The organism is Leifsonia xyli (genome assembly GCA_001647635.1).
Taxonomy (GTDB): Bacteria; Actinomycetota; Actinomycetes; order Actinomycetales; family Microbacteriaceae; genus Leifsonia; species Leifsonia xyli_A.
Map to the genome: position 1 here is coordinate 1,953,426 of CP014761.1, position 18,277 is coordinate 1,971,702.

The following is an 18,277-nucleotide window of genomic DNA, read 5'->3' on the forward strand; positions in this document are numbered from 1 at the left end:
TCCAAGCGAGCAGGTCGGCTGCCGCTTCTCGCCTTTGTGTGCGCTCGTCGTCGAGTCGTCTACGGCGGCTTTCGCCCCAAACACCGATCAACCCGGTTATCGCGCTCGAGCCAAGCTTCGTCGCCACATCAGACATCTGGTTCCTCCGTGCAGATGTAATCAGTCGCGTCAGACAAACCTGCTGCGACAGACGGGCCCACACTATTTTCACGGCAGCGAGCAGACGCATGAGAGCCTCCTTGCGAGGCCGGCCGGGACGGATCGAGGACGCCGCACACGGCGCTGCGCTGGTGCGGTTGAGAGCCTTTCCGCCGCCCGATCGTAGCTCGCTCCCGATGCTCCGTGCCGGGCTTTCGCGGCGTATCCTCCTCCGCTGCGCTCCCCCGTTACTCCACGGTCCCGGCACTCCACACCTCCCACTCGCTCTCGATCACTCGCCGGAAAGGCAGTCAAGGACGATCGACACCTGAGAAGTGAGTGGGATGCGGGTATTCACAATCGACACCAGCAACATGGCACCGGAACTGCAAGGCGGACTCATCGGAGTGGGAGGCTTACCGAACCCGAATGCCTCTGAGAAGTACGAGTGCATTGAGATCGTCAGCGCATTCGTGCTGGACGGATGGGCGATCGCCGCCGACCCGCACACGCAGATCGGGTGGCTCGCCGCGCTGACCGCGGAGACGGCGTGCGTGCCCTTCGTCAACTTCTCCCGCCTGGCCATCGAACAACGTGAGCCGCAGTCGGTGCGCGACAGCGTCGGTGGCTAGACGCACGATGGCCGCGCGGTCCACGGCACGGTTCGAGCCGAACTACCGCTACGATTCCCGCGATTCCTAGCGGGTTTCGGACATTTCCGGGGTTCGCGCGTCAAAAGCGGCTTTCAAACACAACGTGTAGGTATGAGGGCATTCGATTCGGACAGGACAGCACAGCGCGGCTCTCTGACAGCCGCGCGGGGTCCCCTTAGCGTGAACCGTCGCCGCGTCGAGACGGCCGGATTTGCACTCGGTATGAGCTGCGGAATCGTCACGGGTTGCAAATTCACAGGTGACCGCGGGTGGCCCGTTCAAATACCCGCAAACACAGGCCAGATCTGGCCGGTCACCGTTGAAGGGGGACAGAGCGGATTCGGGAAAGCAGCAGCGCGCGCCATTTGCGCGCCAAAACGCTCGCCGAACCGGAAGTAATAAGTAGAGGGAGTTCTTTTTGAAAGGACCAGACTGTCCAGTTTCGGGAAGCTCGAGATCAGGTGTGTGGGAGGTGAGTGCAGGTGCGAGGTGGAGTAGCCAGGTGGAAGCGAGGGCAGCAGTCCCACGGGGTCAAGCAAGCCGTCGACTACGCCTTCAGCGGCGTTTGTGATGCCACGCTCACCGCCAAGACCGCCGATGGTGTCATCGCTGCTGCCGGCTACGCCGACGCAGTGATGACCCGGTACATCGTGGAGAACGGGGCCATCCGCGACGACCTCCTCACCCGGCACCAGCTGAAGGACTGGGTCGACGGACTCGACCCCCTCACCGGGGAACGCCGCGGCCGGGATCTCGAGTCTCCCGTTGCGGATCTGATTCTGGATGCGACGATCAACGCTCCGAAGTCGTTCTCGATCGCCGCGATGCTCGACCCCGACCTGGCAGCCGCCTACGAAGACCTCCAAGACCGGCTCCGCGACCGGATAGTGAAGCTGTGGCAGGGCGAGCTCAACGCCCGCCGCGGCAATGGCGGCGCCATCCGCGAGAACCTGGCCCGGATCGAGGTCGTCGAACTCCGGCACGAACGCTCCCGCTCCCTGGACCCGCACAAGCACCGTCACCTCTGGCTGAATGTCAAAGTCCAAGGCCAGGACGGGAAGTGGTCCAACATCGACACTAGGGTGGCGTTGCGGTTCCAGAACGTGATCAACGCCGAAGGCGACCTCGCCTCCCGCACCGATCCCGCCTGGATCACCGCTCTGGCCGCGAAAGGGTTCACCCTCAACGCGGACGGGGAGATCTCCCAACTGCAGCACCTGGTGCGACCGTTGTCGAAGCGGTCCGCGCAGATCGAAGCTAACAAACTCTCCCGAACCGCGTGGTGGAAGCAACAGCATCCCGGGCAGGATCCGTCGCGCGATGTGCTGAATCAGATCGACCGTTGGGCGTGGGCAGCAGGTCGACCCAACAAGCCCAGCGACCTGAACGAGGACGACTGGGCCGAGCTCATCCGTCAAGAACTTGTAATCGCTGATCCCGCGATCCATCGAGCTAGCAGCCGCGTCGAAGTTGCTCAGGCGTCAGTAGCGGACCTAGACCTTGAGTTACTCGCCGCCAAGGCCGTCGTCGACGCTGACGCCCGTTCGACGGGGACCGGCGGCCGGTTCAGCGTGATGGACATAAGAGCGGGCGCGCTCCGAGCAGTCGCAACAAGCGGCGTCGTGGCCAGCCGGGAGGACCTAAACGCGGTCGCCATTGAGGTTTCCGCTGTTGCTCAGCGGACTCTTACCGTCGCGATGCTTGCGGACTCAAAGGTTCCAGACCACGTCAAGGGCCTCATGGCGACCAACACCGCAACGCTCAAGGCCGTCCTGGCTCACAGGGTTGAAGCGCTCTCCGCAACGGGGACGACGATGCATCCAGACGAGGTCAGGGCTATCGCTGGGATCGTAGAGCCGAGTCGCGCTCTTGACGAGGGTCAAGTCGACGGCGCCACCGCAATCGCGGGAACCTCGCGTACTGTCGCCATCTCCGGAGCCGCGGGTACGGGAAAGACCACGATGCTCAAGGTGGCCAACGCGGCTCTGCGCCGCCGTGGTCGAAACATGATCATCGTTGCCCCGACGAAGAAAGCATCGGACGTCGCCGGTCGCGAGACTCAAAGCGCGGCATCGTCACTCCACCAACTTCTCTTTGATTACGGCTGGCGCTGGTCAACGGGCGAAACGGGAGCAACAACCTGGACGCGTCTGAATACTGGAGACTTCGATCCGGTAACGGGAGGAACTTATGCAGGTCCTCGGATCAGGATCCGACCCGGGGATCGGATCGTCGTCGATGAGGCCGGCATGCTCGACCTCGAAGCTGCTAACTCCCTTGTCGACGTTCTGACCCGAACCGGTGCGGGAGTGGCCCTCGTCGGCGACGAACGCCAAGCGCTCCCAGTTGGACACTCGGGTGCAATGGCGCTCTTCTGGCGGTACGCGGCCGACCAGGTCGAGCTCACCACCATTCATCGATATAAGGATCCGGAGTGGGCGGACCTTACCCTGCGCCTTCGAGACCCGCGCAACAAAGACGTCGCGGCCGGCGTCGCAGATGAGCTTGTCGACACCCGCCACGTTGTGCTCACGGACAGTGACGCTGCGGCGCGTGACGCAATGATCGAGGGCTGGTTTGATGCGCGCCAGATCGGTATGTCGATCGCGCTTGTAACGGCGACTCATGCCGAAGCCCAAGCAGTTGGCGAAGGCATCCAGGCTCGCCGAATCGCGGACGGCGCGATCAAGACTGACCGCTGCGTGGTTGGCCAGTCAGGTCAGGCCATTTTCGTCGGCGACGTGGTCCAGACACGCCGCAACGACGGTTCCGCAGATGTGCAGAATCGTCAGAGCTGGATCGTAAAGAAGGTCACCCACGAGAAGGTGGTACTCGTGTCGCCGACAGATTCGTCAGACCTTCGGAACATCAGCCACGACTACGCCGGCTCACACCTCCACCTCGGATACGCATCAACCGTGTACGGCCTCCAAGGCGAGACCACCGAACTATCCCTCGTCGGCCCGGGCGTAGACGCGGCCGGACTCTACGTGGGACTAACGCGTGGAAGGATCGACAATTCGGTAGTCGTTGTGGCGCCGACCGAAGTGTCCGCGAAGTCTCAACTCGTCGAAATGATGCAGCGAGGAACCATCGAAGAGACGCTCCACGCTTCGCGCCTGGCCGCTCGAATCGAGCTCAACCGTGCCGCCCAAGCAAAGGCGGATTCGACGCACGCTAGCGTTGAGGGCGCTGGCGCTTCGCTCTCTCGCTGATCGCGTCTAAGCAAGCCCGTTGGCGCGAAGTTGTCGACCAAGTTCGTTAGCGCCGTCGAGAGCACCGTCGTTTGCACGGTACCGAAGAAGTGCGACGCCACATGCATGTGCGCGCTGTTTAGCAGTTGGCCGCACTCCACCAGGAAGAAAGATCAGCGGTAGTCGGCCGTCGTATGCGGCGACGGATGCTGCGTGATCGACCATATCGACATCCAGGTTGCCCCGGCTGTCGCTGACCCAGGCGAGATAGCCGCTGCTATACAGATCGCAAGCTTCACGGGTATCGCCGGAGGATCTCACCACATCGACAGCTCCGAGGTGTGCCATCCATTCTCTGCACAATTCAACCGCTTCTTGGCCCGAAACCCCATATGGCCGTGGCATCGGCTCTGGCGTGTTCACCACCCAAGTTTCCACCCATCCACCGAGCTTGGTCGGCACCGTCGGCCCACTGGTGCTCCGCACTGCCCCATATTGTTGGTGCATGTCGGTCGACGCCTTCGACTTCAACAAGCCTCCCAACGAGGAGCGGGAGCGACTCGGTATCGCGTTATGGGCGCAAACGTACCCGCGAATCGATGACCTCGAGACGAAGCTCAACGGACCCTACATGCTCGTTCAAGCGGGCTCGACCCTTGCCGTCGACGACCGCTTCTTGGGCCGGTGGCGGGCAGGCGGCCTCCAGGGTGGGGCGATGGCAGCGTCACTGGACGCGCTGCTGACAGCGCGAATGGTTCTCGAAGCAGGCACACTACCGATGACCGCCCTTTACCCAGTGTTTCGAGCAGCGATCGAGAACGCATCACTTGCCATCTATTTGCTGTCGCCCGACGCGCGCGACGACAGACTCGTGCGCGCCTACGGGATCGCAGCAGACGAGGCTCAGAAACAGTTCGCCTTTCAAGCGTCGCTCGGCCAGGACGGGGCGAGCGCCCGGGACCAGATTCTCTCCGAGATTCGCAACCTCGTGGAGGCTCGCGGGACTCTCGGGGACGCAAAGGCTTTCCGGCCGATGAACTCCACCCACACGCTGATCGTCAAATCTGCCGACGAGGTCATCGAACGGGACCCAGCCATTGCTCACCATCAAAGAATGCCGTTGGTCGCGATCTGGCAACTGTTGTCGGGCATGTCTCACGCAAAGCAATGGGCGCTAATAACGGCGCTTCACCGAACCGAGGCAATCGTGAATGAAGAGGATCAGACCGCTCACGTGAAATTGACCTCAGGGACCGAGCTCGTCGCCCTCGTGATGAATCGGGCCGTCGAGGCCCTCGAAGTTGCACTCAGGTTCCACGGAAGACGCTCCAAGACCTGGACTGCGTTGCCCGAAGACACTGCTGATATGACACGTCGGTAGCCACGCCCAGGGCGTGCGCTACTCCTCGTCTTCATCTTGCGGCGGCACGAGCGAAATCCCCGCACGTTGGAGCTCCTGAAGTTTGTCGAGGTTTGGCACGTCCGGCGCGTCCTCGATCCCCCACTGCTCCGTAACTACGGGCCGCCCCTTCTCCAGTCGGGTTGGGCTGTAGAAGCTAAAGGGCAGATCATCGATTGCCTTGACCTGCACTTTGCGGTCCTTGCCTCTTCCCGCCCGAAGCGCTTCCAGGTGCCGGGTCCCATCGACGACAAATGCACGCGGGTGGTAGGTGACAACGTCGCCGACGTACACCTCCGCACCAAGGAGCGTCATGGACCAATCGGAATGGGTCATTCCGATCGCATGTGGCTCGGAGAGGAATCCCTCGATACTGTCGCCGATGGCACCGGTCAGTTGGAAGTTGAACCCATCGATCCCTGGATAAGGAACCGCACGCCCTTGAAGGACTCGAGCAATGATTCGGGCCCAGAGACGTTCGTCATTTGTCACGCCTTCTTCCGGGATGACCAATGCAACATCTAGCTCATTCTCGATGAACGCCAGATCTTCTATCAGGTCCGAAAGGGCCTTTGGGATCTCGCGACTCGCTTCTCCGCTGAGCTGCATTGGAATCGGTTCGGCGCCATCGATTGCGATTGTCAGCCGTTCTGCTCGTGTGAGCGAATTGACGAACCGGATCGCGCCACGCACATCTCGTGCTCTGTGGCCAGTAGGACCGTACTCAAATGTGACCTCCCCGTGGAGCGAAAGATCCTTCGGAAAGCGCCACAGCTGGTTGAATCCACCGTCAAACTCCACATCTACCGTCGCGCCTTTCGCGCCACTCACGATGCTCTTGGTCGCACCACTTAGGCTCGCCAATCGCGAACCATTTCTGTCGAGTGCGACAACTTGGACCGGTTTTCCTATAGCTTGTGGCATTGGAATGAGGTGAACCTCAGCTCCGCCGGCCTCCTCTTCGAACCACGACGCCCCCGCCTTCTTGAAGGAGGTGACGACGTCTGAGGGAAGCACCAAAGGGCGGGCCAGCCCATAGTCCATTCCAGCCTGAAAACGTGTGCGCAGATCCTCGTGTTTAGGACTAAAGAGAGCCGTGAAGTTGACGGTCAGAGGTTCGTGAATCGGCGCATCCGGCCGCTTCGCGTAGAGAGTTTCGGTATAGGTTCCGTCCTGCTCGATGCCAAACGCGAAGCCCCAGTATTGACTCCGACCGTCGAGTTGTTTCTGAATGCGGCGTGTCTCGCTCGCTAAGTCCCCTGATTGTGTCAGCGCAGCTTCTGGACGATTGATGGCTGAAAGTAGCCGTATCCCATAGTCCTGGAGGTAGTGATCACGGATCTCCGGGTACTTCGAAAGGAGCAGATCCAGCTCGACTGGCCCAATGAACTCCATGCGCACTATTCGCCCGCGGCGCATGTCGAGAACGGCTTTGCGTTCTTGAGCCGTGACCTTGCGCGGGGTCACCAGCGCCCACACGGGGGGATGATGCTCGGCCATAGCCTTGTCGAATGAGTCTCTGATCTGACGGCGCCTATTCCGATGGCCTCCCGAGAAGCCTTCGGGGAAATACTTCACTTGCAGGATCTTGACCAGCTGCCCGGTCTTCTTGACAGTCACATCAATGTCGATCCCGCCGTCTCCGCCTCGGCCATCAATCGCCGTGGCGATTAGGCCGCTCCCTGCATAGTCGCGGACGATGAGGGCGTCGACAAGCTTGTTGAAGACGCCTTCGTCGATATGCCGCCAATCGATAGAGTTCACCGGGTCTCCCCTCGACCTCGCCAGAAGGTACCGCAATTAGCCAAGCACGAACCTTCGCCGCGCAAGGCATTCGACTTCAGGCCGAAGCAGGTCTTGCCGCCTGAAAGAAGGTGCACTGATCACAAAGCGGTGAGTAAACGGTGAGTTTGGCCAAAAACCATTGAGCGGGTAGTCTGGGCGGCAGCCCTCCTCCCCAGTGTTTTACTGGGATTCCGGGCCACGCGAGTGTAGTTCAATGGTAGAACTTCAGCTTCCCAAGCTGATAGCGCGGGTTCGATTCCCGTCACTCGCTCCGATGTGATGTCTCGGGACATCGTGAACGGCCGGCTGAACCCTCGGAGACGAGGGTTCAGCCGTTTTTGCGTTGGTAGTCGCGGGTGGGGTCGACCTCACCGTTTGTTGTCAGGATCGGTGTCCGCGCCACTCTCACGAGCTCGTCAAAAGCCGTGTCCGACACTCGCGGATCCACGATCACCGGCGTGGCGTCGAGGAGCCACAGGGCGATGAGCGTCCCTGTGAAGACCGACGGATCCGTCAGCTGAACGACGACTCGATCTCCTGCGCCGACGGACCTGCTGCTGAGGGCGGCGAGTGCTTCATCGACCAGATGCTCGAGTGGGCGTGAACCGCTGCCCAGTTGGGCCACGTGTGGAGATCGGGGAGCTTCAAGGAGGAAGCGTACGAAGTCCGCACGGGAGGTGGATGCGGTGGTCTGCTGGGGCATATCGCTACTTTCTTCAGGGGCGCAACGCGTCGCCGGCGTGCGCAGTCGAGGCCTGGCGCCCGTCGCCCCGAGTCACCGCTTCCGCGACCAATCGCCAGAGCAGGAGAAACGGGAGCCCCGCGGCTCCGGCGACGAGCAGTGTGCCGACCACAGGGACGGAGGCTTCCGGCACGATCGAAATCGCGAGCACGCCGGCGACGATGGCCACATCAACCGACGGGCTCATGAGCGAAAAGTAGCGCCCGATCTGATCGCCCGGTATTCGGCGTTGGATCTCGGTGAAGTAGATGGCGATTCCGGACCCCTCGAGAACCCCGAGCAGCGCCAAGAGCAGGACGAGGACTCCCACATTGGGCGAGACGAGGGTGGCGAGCCAGAGTGGAACCTCGGCGAGAGTGATCGCCACGTACCATCGAGCCGGGGATGAGATGCGAAACCGCCCAACCGCCAAGCCGCCGACGATTCCCCCTGCAGCCAGGGCAGCGATCAGGAGACCGAGTTGATCCTGGCTTGTCCGAAGGGTCACAACCAACATGGCCGGCAGCAGTAGTCGCTGCGCTCCGATTCCTACCGAGTAGAGGACGCCGCTGATCGTGTACTCGAGGATCAGGCGGTCGCTGCGGACGAGCGCCCAGGCCCGTCGATAGGGGCCCGCGAGGCGGCCCGCCCATCCGGCTGTTCGCGCCTGCTGGGTGGGCGTGGACATGGCGGGTCGCGGCAACGTGAGAATCAGCGCCCCCGAAATGCTCGCCAGAACCGCCTCGAAGTAGAAGATGTACGTGTAGTTCCCGGCCGTCGCGATCAGGGTCGCGACAAGTGGGCCAAGGACGAGGCCTAGACGCTCGGCGGCGACGATGTACCCGCTGGCCTGTTGCTGGAGCGCCTCCGGTATCACGCTCGCCCTCAACGCCATGCGGGACGAGATCGCTGGGAGTCCCGCGACTCCGATCAGGACGGCGACGACGCTCGCAAAGGCGGGCGTCGTTGCGAGCGGATACAGCATGACGACGAGTGCGCTCGCCAGCGACGACGCAACGGCCACCTTTCGAGGGTCCCTCTTCGAGACCAAATCTCCGACGACCGGGCCCAAGAGCACGTTCGGTGCTACCTGAAGCGCGAGAGCGACACCGGACTCGACACCGATACCGAATCGATCCACCAGCAGCAGGACGGCTGCGACAGCGGTCATGGCCGCACCGAGTTGTGTGAGGAACAGGCTTGCGACGAGCGTGCTCAGCCTGCGTTGCTCAGTGGCTCGCAACACGGGTCCGCCGCTTGTCGTGTGCGCGAAGCGCACGCACCATCTCCGGAGCACGATGAAGTTCGACGAGTATCTCGGGTGGAGGGACGGCTTCCACGCCGAGCCAGTCCAGTACGCGGGTGAAGTGTGCCCTGTAGCTGGCAGCCAAGTCGTCTCGGACACTCAACGGAACATCCCAACCGTATTCGTCGCCGACGGCCACAGCATGCTCCACGGTGCGTTCGATAACGGTGTCCCGGGCTGCTGAGACAGGCGCGCGATCGGGCCGGAACGGCTCCCAGAGGGGGTCCTCGGCTGCGCCGGTCACGATGTCGCGGACGTGATCGGCGATCATAGGCGAAAGGTGTATGCCCTCCCGATAGGTTCCCGCAATCACGACAAGGCCAGGAACGGGAGCTCGTCCGATCAGTGGCAAGGCATCGGCGGAAACGGGTCGGTTGCCGCTGATGAGCTCGGCGATCCGCCCCCGAGAGAATCCCGCGTGAAGTTGTTCGACAGCGCAATTCAAAAGGAACACCGCATCGTCGACGGTCGGTGCGGAAACCGGTGAAGCGAACAGATGATTCGTGGCCCCGACATACATGCCGCCGCCATGCCGCGGGACGGCGTGGAGTCCGCACGCGAAGGCTCGGTTCGGAGTCCTCAGCACGGATCGGGGGGGAAGCGTCTGAGGCCCGTCGACCACATGCGCAGCCACCCCAGCCCCGGAGAACACGGGCATGATCGCCTCATCCAACTCCGGAACACCGTTGGACTGGCCCGCGAAGAACCGGTCAGCGTCCCCGTCCCACACCTCGTCGCCCCACTCGAGCGAGAACTGGCCGTAATCGGTGTCGACGGTCTGGTCGAAGAGGATCCTCGTCACGCCTGAACCATACCGATCCGGTGGGTGGTTCACGACCTCACGCGAGGAACGCCGCCACCCTCTCCGGCCACGTGTCGGCGTCCGCGGCGTGCTCGGCGACCACCAGCTCCGAGTCCGGCAGCAGTTCGTGGAGGCGCTCGGCGGTCGAGAGCGGGTGCCCGGGGTCGCCGGCCCAGGGCAGCAGCAGCACCGGCATGCGCAGGGTGGCGATGGCGGACGGCTCCGGGAGGTCCGAGAGGGCCGCGCCGCGCAGCACGGTCGCCGCGGTCTCCGGTCGCAGCTGGGTCTGCAGGCCCACACCGCGCTCCTCCAGCACCGGCGGCAGCGCGACGGGGGACGACGCCATCCACTCGGTCAGCGCGTCCCAGCCCTTCTCGTCGATCAGGTCGGCCATCTGCCGGTACATGGCGGCCTGGCCGGCGCGGGTGTCCCACGCGGTCGGCGGCAGCGCGAGCACGAGCCGGCGGAACCGCTCGGGATGCCGCACGGCGGCGGTCAGGATGGTGCCCGTCCCCATCGAGACGCCGACCGCATCCACCGGTCCGTCCGCTCCGACGGCGTCGAGCAGGGCGAGCAGGTCGTCTGCCAGCACCGGCCAGCGGTAGCGCTCCGGGTCGTCCGAGCCCGGGGATCCGCCGTGGCCGGCCGCGTCGTAGCGGACGAGCCGGTGCCCGCGGGACGCAAGACCGCGCACGTCGATGATGGAGAGGTCGGCGTCCCGGCCGGCGGTGAGGCCGTGCGCCTGCACGACGATGGGGCCGGTGCCGTCGACCTCGTAGGCGAGGGTGGCGCCGGGGCGGGAGAGGGTCTGATCGGTCACGGCGTGCTCACGATGGTCGGGGGTGGGCCAGCGGCCGCGAGCGCGGCGCGGTCGCCATGCTAACCCCGCGGGCGCCAGCGGGATGACTCCATCACGGCGCACCTCAGCACACTCATCGTCGCCGTGCGCTGACGCACCAGCCATAGCGCGTCGCGACCGAAGGACTCCAGCAGCAGCGCCAGCGCCAGCCCGACGGCGACCGCGGCGACCGGCACGGGCGCCCCGGCCACCGCGAGGGCGAGGGCGATCCCCGCGACCGCGGTGACCACTTTGCGCCAGTAGCGGTACGGCAGGCGCGCGCGGAACCACGGCAGCATCCACCCCACCGCGACGAAGGCGTAGCGCAGCAGGCCGATCGTCAGCACCCAGAGGCCCAGGTCGCGGGCGACGGAGGCGCTCAACACGAGCAGCAGGAACGCGTCCACCTCCATGTCGAACCGCGCCCCCAGCTCGCTGGTGGAGCGCGTACGGCGGGCGACCCATCCGTCCACCGCGTCGAGCGCGAGGGCGGGCACGGTGAGGCCAACGAGCAGGGGGACGGGCACCGGGGCGACGAACGAGGCGACGACCAGGCCCGTGATCAGGCCGACCAGCGTCGAGCGCAGCGAGGTGACCGCGTTGGCCGGGCCGAAGCGAACCGCGCCGTGGCGGCGGAGGCCGCGCATCAGCAACAGGGTGGTGACGACGAGGTAGGCGACGGCCGTCAGCCAGGCCATCAGTGGCACCGAGGACACCCCGCCGGCGGCGAGGGCGGCGAGGGGCAGGACCAGGATTCCCCACAGCGCGGCCCATCCGATCGCTTCGCGTTGAACCGTTCTCACATCCACCTCGTGTTCCAGGAGAGCACCTTGTCGCGTTTAACACGCGACCGGTGCGCCGAAGGTTCATGGGAGGTCCGCGGATGCGCGAGGCGACGGCGTTCTGGGTCGAGCGGCCGGGTGCCGGCGCGCTCCGCCCGGTCCCGCTCGCCGCCCCGGAAGACGGCGAGGTGCTCGTCCGCACCCTGCACACCGGCATCAGCCGCGGAACCGAGACGACGGTGTTCGACGGTCGCGTACCCCCGAGCGAGTACGAGAGGATGCGCGCGCCGTTCCAGGAGGGCGCGTTCCCCGGACCCGTGAAGTACGGCTACCTCAACGTCGGCGTCGTCGAGCAGGGGCCGTCCGCCCTGGTCGGCCGTGTTGTCTTCGCGCTCTACCCGCACCAGTCGGCGTTCGTCGTCGGCGCCGACGACGTCGTCCCCGTCCCGGAGGACGTCCCCGCCCGTCGCGCCGTGCTCGCGGGCGCCGTCGAGACGGCCATCAATGTGCTGTGGGATGCGGCCCCGCTGGTCGGAGACCGGATCACGGTCGTGGGGGCCGGGATGATCGGATGCTGCATCGCACGTCTCGCTTCGGGCATACCCGGGGCGGAGGTGGTGCTCGTGGATGTCGATCCGGCGAAGGCCGCCGTGGCCGCCCGGCTCGGGGTCGCCTTCGCCACGCCGGGCGACGCCCCGCACGGACGTGACCTGGTGATCGACGCGAGCGCGTCCGAGGCCGGGTTGCAGCTCGCCTTCGAAACGGTCGTGACCGAGGGCGAAGTGATCGAGGCGGGATGGTTCGGCGACCGGCCCGCGACACTGACCCTGGGCGCCGATTTCCACTCCCGGCGCCTCAGCATCCGGTCGAGCCAGGTGGGCGCCGTCGCACAGCGCCGCCGGGGGTCCCGCACCGCCCGCGACCGGCTCGCGCTGGCGCTCGAGCTGTTGCGCGATCCGGCGTTCGACGCCCTCCTCACCGGCTCGTCGTCCTGGCGGGAGCTGCCGGAGGTGATGTCGCGGCTCGCGGAGGGACCCAGCGGGGAACTCTGCCACACGATCGATTGGAGCGACGCCTGATGCCGTACACCGTGACCGTCCGCGACCACTTGATGGTCGCCCACAGCTTCCGCGGCGAGGTCTTCGGACCCGCGCAACGGCTGCACGGCGCGACGTTCGTGGTAGACGCCTCGTTCGGCGCCGACGAGCTGGATGCGGACGGCGTCGTCGTCGACATCGGCCGCGCCTCCGCCGCGCTGGCCGACATCACTGGAGCGCTCACCTACCGCAACCTCGACGAGGATCCCGACTTCGCGGGCGTCAACACGACCACCGAGGTGCTCTGCCGTACCATCGCCGACCGGCTGGCCGAACGCGCAGGCGACCTCGGCGGAGCACTGACCTCGATCACCGTCACCCTGCACGAGTCGCACATCGCGTGGGCGAGCTATTCGAGGTCGCTGTGAGCACCGTGTTCTTCGCCGTTCCCGACACCGTCGACGACCCGGAGCGGGTCAGCGGAGGGAACGTCTACGACCGTCGCCTGCGCGACGGGCTGGAGGCGTCCGGGTGGGACGTGCGGATGCTGCCGGTGCCGGAGCGCACCGGCGCGCTCCGGCGGACGCTCGCCGGCGTGCCGGACGATGCGCTCGTGCTGGTCGACGGTCTCCTCGTCGCTCGCGAGACGGGCGCGGTCGCTGCCGAAGCCCGGCGCCTGCGCTGCGCGATCCTCACCCACATGATCGACGGCGAGCTCGGCGACGCCGAACGCGCCGACTATTACGCCTCCCGTCAGGTCATCGCGACGAGCGCGTGGACCCGCGCCGAACTGATCGCGCAGGATGCCGCGGAACCGCACGCGATCACGGTCGCGCATCCGGGCACTGATGAGTTCGCGCCGAGTTCCCCGTCGCCGTCGGGAGGGCGCCTGCTCTGCGTCGGCGCGGTCGCCCCGCACAAAGGTCAGGACCTGCTGGTCGAGGCCCTGAGCGCGTTCGCCGGCCGGCCCGGCTGGACCTGCACCGTCGCCGGTTCACTGACGACGGATCCCGGCTTCGCGGCCGCTCTGCGTGAGCGCATCGACGCCGCCGGTCTCGCCGACCGCGTCGTCCTCGCCGGTGTGCTCGGCGGCGACGCCCTCGCGGAGGCGTACGCGCGCGCCGACCTCGTCGTCCAGCCCTCCCGCCTCGAGAGCTACGGGATGGCCGTCGCGGACGCGCTCGCGCACGGCATCCCGGTGCTGGTCACGGAGGTCGGCGGCCTGCCCGAGGCGATCGGCGTGAACGATGCGGCGATGATCGTGCCGCCGGACGATCCCTGGGCGATCCGGGTGGTGCTGCAGCGGTGGTGGGCGAGCGCCGAATTCCGCCGCGCTCTGCACGACGAAGCCCTCCGCGCTCGGGGAGCGCGCCGCACCTGGAGGTCAGCGGTGGAGGCCGTCGCGGCGGCGCTGCGACGCATCGAGAGCACGGACTCCCACCCGGCCGGAGCGACGAGGGCGGCGGCCTCGTGAGCGACGTCATCCAGGTCAGCCCCGACTGGCTCGCCCTGCGCGAGGCGGAGGATGCCCGCGCCCGCTCGCTGGACCTCGCGCGCGGCCTGCCGGACATCCTGCCCGCCGGCCCGCTCACCGTGCATGACCTCGGCAGCGGAACCGGGTCGATGATGCGCTGGCTGGCGCCGCTGCTGCCCGGTCCCCAGGCCTGGGTGCTCCACGATTGGAACGCGAGCCTGACGGCGCAGGCGTTCGAGGGTCCGCGCCCGCGCGACCTGCACGGCGCACCGGTCGCCCTCCGCACCCGGGTCGACCAACTCGACCGGTTGGACGCCGGGGCGCTGGCAGGCGCCTCGCTGGTCACCGCCTCCGCGCTCCTGGATGTTCTGACCGCGTCCGAGGCACACGCGATCGTGGATGCCTGCGTCGCCGCGGGCGCGCCCGCCCTGTTCTCGCTGAGCGTCACCGGAGACGTCGACCTGCGCCCGTGGGACGCGCAGGACCGTCGCGTCGCCGAGGCGTTCAACGCGCACCAGCGGCGATCGGTGCAGGGCCGTGGCCTCCTCGGCCGATACGGCGCACCGATCGTCCAGGGACTGTTCCGGCTCGCCGGATGGAACGTCCGCACGGCGCTGACCACCTGGCGCCTCTCGGACGCCGAACCGCAGCTGCTGAGCGAGTGGTTCGACGGCTGGCTGGGCGCGGCGGAGGAGCAGTCGCCGGAACTGGCGACCCGGATCGCGGGCTACCGCGAGCTGCGCACGTCCCAAGCCGGTCGCAGGGAGCTCTCGGCCGTCGTCTACCACCGGGATGTGCTGGCATGGCCGCGATGACCGCCGTCCGACCGCGTCCGATGCTGGGCCGGATGCTGCACTCCCGTCGGGTCGGCGTCATCGTCCGCCTCGTCCTGGGCGGCGCGGTGTTGGTCGCGGTCGTCCTGCGCTTCGGCGGCGCCCCCTTCCTGCACGGCCTCCGCAGCGTGGACGCGACGACCGTCATCGTGGCGATCGTCCTCTGCGCGGTGGCGACGGCGGCAGCCGCGTGGCGGTGGCGGCTGATCGCCGTCCGGCTCGGCGCCGACCTGCGGTGGGGCACTGCGGTCGGGATGTACTACCGGTCCCAGTTGGTGAACAGCGTCGTTCCGGGTGGGATCGTCGGGGACGTTGAGCGCGCCGTGGACCACGGCCGCAGCACCGACCGCCTGGGCGCCGCGGCCCGCGCCGTGGCGGTGGAGCGCACCGCCGGCCAGGCGGTCCAGCTCGCGGTCACGGTCGTGGTGCTGGTGCTGGTCGGACCGCAGTTCGCCGGGTGGCTGCTCCCGGTGATCGGGATCGGCCTGGCCGCTGCGGCCCTCGGGCTCGCGGCCGCGGCTCTGGCCAGCGCCCGGGTGCGGAGCGTGCTGCGTCGCGAGGCCGCGGAGCTGCGAGCCGGGCTGGGCTCACCCGCCGCCGCGATCCAGGTCGTGGCGGCCTCCCTCGTGGTCGTCGCGTGCCACGTCACCACGTTCGCCGTCGCCGCTGTCGCGGTCGGCGCGCACGTCCAGCCCGCACGGATGCTCGTCCTCGCGCTCGTGGTGTTGCTCACCACGTCCATCCCGCTCTCGGTCGGCGGCTGGGGGCCGCGCGAGGGCGTGGCCGGCTGGGCTTTCGCCGTCGCCGGCCTCGGCGCCGCCACCGGCGTGTCGGCAGCCACCGTCTTCGGTGTGCTGGCCGTCGTCTCGGTGCTGCCCGGGGTGCTCGTCTTCCGGATCGCTCCGGCCGTCGCATCCCTTCTCACCCGTTTCGTCGCGTCCCTCGGCTCCGGGAGGAACCATGATCGACACCCCGTACGTCACCCTCAGCTGCGCGGTCTCGCTGGACGGCTACCTCGACACCGCCGGGCCGCCGCGGCTGGCGCTCTCGAACCCGGCGGACTTCGACCGGGTGGATGAGGTCCGCTCCCGCAGCGACGTCATCCTGGTCGGGGCGCACACCGTCCGGCTGGACAACCCGCGTCTGCTGGTGCGGGACCGCGACCGGCAGCGCAGGCGCACGGAGGCGGGTCTCGGAGACTCGCCCTGGAAGGCGACGGTCACCGCGAGCGGCGACCTCGACCCGCACGCCGCATTCTTCACGGAGGGAGACACCGCGAAGCTCGTCTACTGCCCGCGTGACGAGGCGCCGCGCATCCGCCGGCGCCTGGGGGGAGCGGCCGAGGTCGTCCCGCTCGGCGGGACTGTCCGGATGCGCGACCTGCTCGCAGACCTCGGCGCACGCGGTGCCGGCAGACTGATGGTCGAGGGCGGCGGGAAGACCTTGACGCAGTTTCTGGCGGACGACCTCGTCGACGAGCTCCATCTCGCCGTCGCGCCGCTGTTCGTCGGCGACCGCCGGGCGCCGCGGTTCGTCGGCGACGGCGACTTCCCGTGGACGGCCGACAACCGCGCGCGGCTGGTGGACGCCCATCCGATCGGGGATGTGGTGCTGCTGCGGTACGCCCTGTCGGCGCGGTTCGAGGAGGTCGAGCTGCGTCCCCTCGAATACGGCCGGGTGGTGCGCTCGTGACCGCCGCCCGCGTCCGTCCCGTCCGTTCCGCGCTAGCGACCACGGCGGCCGTCGTCGTGCTGTTCGCCGCAGCGACGGCGCCCGGCGTGATCGCGTCCGGGTCCGCGCTGGCATTGGTCCGCATCCCGCTCGTCACCGTGCTCGCCCTGACCGTGCTGGCGTTCGTCCCGTGGCGCTGGCTGCGCCGCGTCATCGCCGCGGTCGTCGCCCTCGTGCTGGTCGCGGCGACCGTCAGCGCCGCACTGGACCGTGTCTTCACCGCAACGGTCGGGCGCCCCTTCGACCCCGTGTCCGGCTGGACGGAGCTCGTCGATGGCTACGGCGTGGTGCAGGACTCGGCCGGCGACCTCGGCGCGCTGCTCCTGCTCCTGCTCGTCGCTCTGCTCGCGGTCGCCGCGGTCGTCGGCGTCACCGCCTCCCTGCTCCGGCTCGCGCGGCTGCTCCGCCGCCACCTCCGCGCCACCGCCCTCGGCGCGGCCGCCGTGACGGCGGGATGGCTCGTCGTCGCCCTGGTGGGAGCCCAGCTCGTACCGGGCGAGCCGGTCGCCGCGGCCGATCCGCTCCCGACCGCAGCGGCGCGCGTCGCCCAGGTGGAGGCGGCCGGCCGCGACCAGGCGGTCTTCGCCCGGGAAGCCGCCACCGATCCGTACGCGGGTCTTCCCGCTTCGCAGCTCCTCACCGGGCTCCGCGGCAAGGACGTCATCGTCGCCTTCGTCGAGAGCTACGGCCAGGTCGCGGTCCAGGGCAGCTCGTTCTCCCCCGGTGTGGACGCCGTCCTGCGACAGGGGAACGCGCAGCTCGCTGCTCACGGCTACAGCGAACGCAGCGCGTTCCTCGACTCCCCCACCTTCGGCGGCGTCAGCTGGCTCGCGCACTCCACGCTCCAGACCGGCCTGTGGATCGACAGCCAGCAGAAGTACGACCAGATCACCTCCGGTAATCGCTTCACCCTGGCCACCGCCTTCCGGAAAGCCGGCTGGGACACCTTCAGCGACGTCCCGTCCGACACCAAGCCGTGGCCCGTCGGCACGGACTTCTACCGGTTCGGGACGCAGCTCAACGCGAAGAACGTCGGCTATCGGGGACCGAAGTTCAGCTACGCCCGCATCCCCGACCAGTACACGCTGGCGCACTTCGACCGGACCGTGCTGGAAAAGCCGCACGCGCCGGTCATGGCGGAGATCGACCTCGTCTCGTCGCACACGCCCTGGACCCCGCTCCCGAAGCTCGTCCCGTGGAATGCGATCGGCGACGGCTCCGTCTACGATCCGCAGCCGGCAGAAGGTCTCAGCCCCGGCGTCGCCTGGCAGGACGCGGCCCGCGTGCAGCAGCTCTACGGCCAGTCGGTGCAGTACTCCCTCGGCTCGCTGTTCTCCTTCCTCACCGAGACCCACGACCCGAACCTGGTCCTCGTCGTGCTCGGCGACCACCAGCCCGCCACGATCGTCAGCGGCGAGGGCGCGAACCACGAGGTGCCCGTCAGCGTCATCGCGAAGGACCCTGCGGTGATGGAGCGGATCGCCTCCTGGAAGTGGGAGCCGGGGATGCTGCCGTCGACCTCGGCGCCCGTCTGGCGAATGGATGCGTTCCGCAACCGCTTCCTGGACGCCTTCGGCGGGTGAT

The 18,277-nt window shown here is 67.3% G+C and carries 16 protein-coding genes and 1 tRNA gene; 11 read left to right on the forward strand and 6 right to left on the reverse strand.

What is annotated here, in order from left to right; translation table 11 throughout:
* Positions 1-482: 482 nt before the first annotated feature.
* The 3 genes from A0130_09535 (at position 483) to A0130_09545 (ending at position 5,366) form a co-directional block, all read left to right on the forward strand.
* Positions 483-770, forward strand: a complete 288-nt coding sequence (locus tag A0130_09535; protein ID ANF31883.1) for a hypothetical protein — start codon at positions 483-485, stop codon at positions 768-770.
* A 503-nt stretch (positions 771-1,273) separates the two neighbouring features.
* Entirely contained in the window at positions 1,274-4,006 is a 2,733-nt protein-coding gene (locus tag A0130_09540; GenBank protein ID ANF33377.1) for a hypothetical protein, read from the forward strand.
* A 484-nt stretch (positions 4,007-4,490) separates the two neighbouring features.
* The gene (locus A0130_09545) at positions 4,491-5,366 is read left to right on the forward strand and encodes a hypothetical protein (GenBank protein ANF31884.1); all 876 of its coding nucleotides are present in this window, start codon (positions 4,491-4,493) and stop codon (positions 5,364-5,366) included.
* Between the two features lie 18 nt (positions 5,367-5,384).
* On the opposite strand, the gene A0130_09550 is transcribed toward A0130_09545, so the two are convergent.
* On the reverse strand, positions 5,385-5,993 hold the full coding sequence (locus tag A0130_09550) for a hypothetical protein (GenBank protein ID ANF31885.1): 609 nt from the start codon (positions 5,991-5,993) through the stop codon (positions 5,385-5,387).
* Positions 5,994-6,713: 720 nt separating this feature from the next.
* Between A0130_09550 and A0130_09555 the strand changes: the two genes are divergently transcribed.
* Together A0130_09555 and A0130_09560 are read left to right on the forward strand one after the other, a co-directional pair.
* Positions 6,714-6,899: a hypothetical protein gene (locus A0130_09555; GenBank protein ID ANF31886.1), complete on the forward strand. Its 186-nt coding sequence runs from the start codon at positions 6,714-6,716 to the stop codon at positions 6,897-6,899.
* A gap of 470 nt (positions 6,900-7,369) precedes the next feature.
* Positions 7,370-7,443 (forward strand) — tRNA-Gly (locus A0130_09560).
* Positions 7,444-7,497: 54 nt separating this feature from the next.
* On the opposite strand, the gene A0130_09565 is transcribed toward A0130_09560, so the two are convergent.
* From A0130_09565 to A0130_09585, 5 genes are read right to left on the reverse strand one after another with little or no spacing between them, the layout of a single operon-like run.
* Positions 7,498-7,872 (reverse strand): hypothetical protein, encoded by a 375-nt coding sequence (locus tag A0130_09565; GenBank protein ID ANF31887.1) that lies wholly within the window; start codon positions 7,870-7,872, stop codon positions 7,498-7,500.
* A 13-nt stretch (positions 7,873-7,885) separates the two neighbouring features.
* On the reverse strand, positions 7,886-9,136 hold the full coding sequence (locus A0130_09570; protein ANF31888.1) for a hypothetical protein: 1,251 nt from the start codon (positions 9,134-9,136) through the stop codon (positions 7,886-7,888).
* Positions 9,120-9,998, reverse strand: a complete 879-nt coding sequence (locus A0130_09575) for a hypothetical protein (protein ID ANF31889.1) — start codon at positions 9,996-9,998, stop codon at positions 9,120-9,122. Before A0130_09575 ends, A0130_09570 begins: the two co-directional genes overlap by 17 nt.
* A 37-nt stretch (positions 9,999-10,035) precedes the next feature.
* Entirely contained in the window at positions 10,036-10,818 is a 783-nt protein-coding gene (locus tag A0130_09580) for a hypothetical protein (protein ANF31890.1), read from the reverse strand.
* A 59-nt stretch (positions 10,819-10,877) separates the two neighbouring features.
* Complete coding sequence (locus A0130_09585; GenBank protein ID ANF33378.1) at positions 10,878-11,615, reverse strand: CDP-alcohol phosphatidyltransferase; 738 nt, start codon at positions 11,613-11,615, stop codon at positions 10,878-10,880.
* Positions 11,616-11,719: 104 nt separating this feature from the next.
* Here A0130_09585 and A0130_09590 point away from each other — a divergent pair, with 104 nt between their 5' ends.
* From A0130_09590 to A0130_09615, 6 genes are all read left to right on the forward strand, one after another.
* Positions 11,720-12,697 carry a dehydrogenase gene (locus A0130_09590; protein ANF31891.1) on the forward strand — a complete coding sequence of 326 codons (978 nt, stop codon included), beginning with the start codon at positions 11,720-11,722 and terminating at the stop codon, positions 12,695-12,697.
* On the forward strand, positions 12,697-13,083 hold the full coding sequence (locus tag A0130_09595) for a 6-pyruvoyl tetrahydropterin synthase (GenBank protein ID ANF31892.1): 387 nt from the start codon (positions 12,697-12,699) through the stop codon (positions 13,081-13,083). The genes A0130_09590 and A0130_09595 overlap by 1 nt, the downstream gene beginning before the upstream one ends.
* The gene (locus tag A0130_09600) at positions 13,080-14,129 is read left to right on the forward strand and encodes a hypothetical protein (GenBank protein ANF31893.1); all 1,050 of its coding nucleotides are present in this window, start codon (positions 13,080-13,082) and stop codon (positions 14,127-14,129) included. The genes A0130_09595 and A0130_09600 overlap by 4 nt, the downstream gene beginning before the upstream one ends.
* A complete protein-coding gene (locus tag A0130_09605) occupies positions 14,126-14,944 on the forward strand; it encodes a hypothetical protein (protein ID ANF31894.1) in 819 nt (272 codons plus the stop codon). The genes A0130_09600 and A0130_09605 overlap by 4 nt, the downstream gene beginning before the upstream one ends.
* A 978-nt stretch (positions 14,945-15,922) precedes the next feature.
* On the forward strand, positions 15,923-16,654 hold the full coding sequence (locus A0130_09610; protein ID ANF31895.1) for a deaminase: 732 nt from the start codon (positions 15,923-15,925) through the stop codon (positions 16,652-16,654).
* Positions 16,651-18,276 (forward strand): hypothetical protein, encoded by a 1,626-nt coding sequence (locus A0130_09615; protein ANF31896.1) that lies wholly within the window; start codon positions 16,651-16,653, stop codon positions 18,274-18,276. Before A0130_09610 ends, A0130_09615 begins: the two co-directional genes overlap by 4 nt.
* Position 18,277: the final 1 nt, after the last annotated feature.

What these genes read in the sequence shown, in the direction of transcription:
- A0130_09535 (ANF31883.1), top strand. Translation starts at nt 483, where the DNA reads ATGCGGGTATTCACAATCGACACCAGCAACATGGCACCGGAACTGCAA.
- A0130_09565 (ANF31887.1), bottom strand. Translation starts at nt 7,872, where the DNA reads ATGCCCCAGCAGACCACCGCATCCACCTCCCGTGCGGACTTCGTACGC.
- A0130_09550 (ANF31885.1), bottom strand. Translation starts at nt 5,993, where the DNA reads ATGCAGCTCAGCGGAGAAGCGAGTCGCGAGATCCCAAAGGCCCTTTCG.
- A0130_09595 (ANF31892.1), top strand. Translation starts at nt 12,697, where the DNA reads ATGCCGTACACCGTGACCGTCCGCGACCACTTGATGGTCGCCCACAGC.
- A0130_09590 (ANF31891.1), top strand. Translation starts at nt 11,720, where the DNA reads ATGCGCGAGGCGACGGCGTTCTGGGTCGAGCGGCCGGGTGCCGGCGCG.
- A0130_09610 (ANF31895.1), top strand. Translation starts at nt 15,923, where the DNA reads ATGATCGACACCCCGTACGTCACCCTCAGCTGCGCGGTCTCGCTGGAC.
- A0130_09545 (ANF31884.1), top strand. Translation starts at nt 4,491, where the DNA reads ATGTCGGTCGACGCCTTCGACTTCAACAAGCCTCCCAACGAGGAGCGG.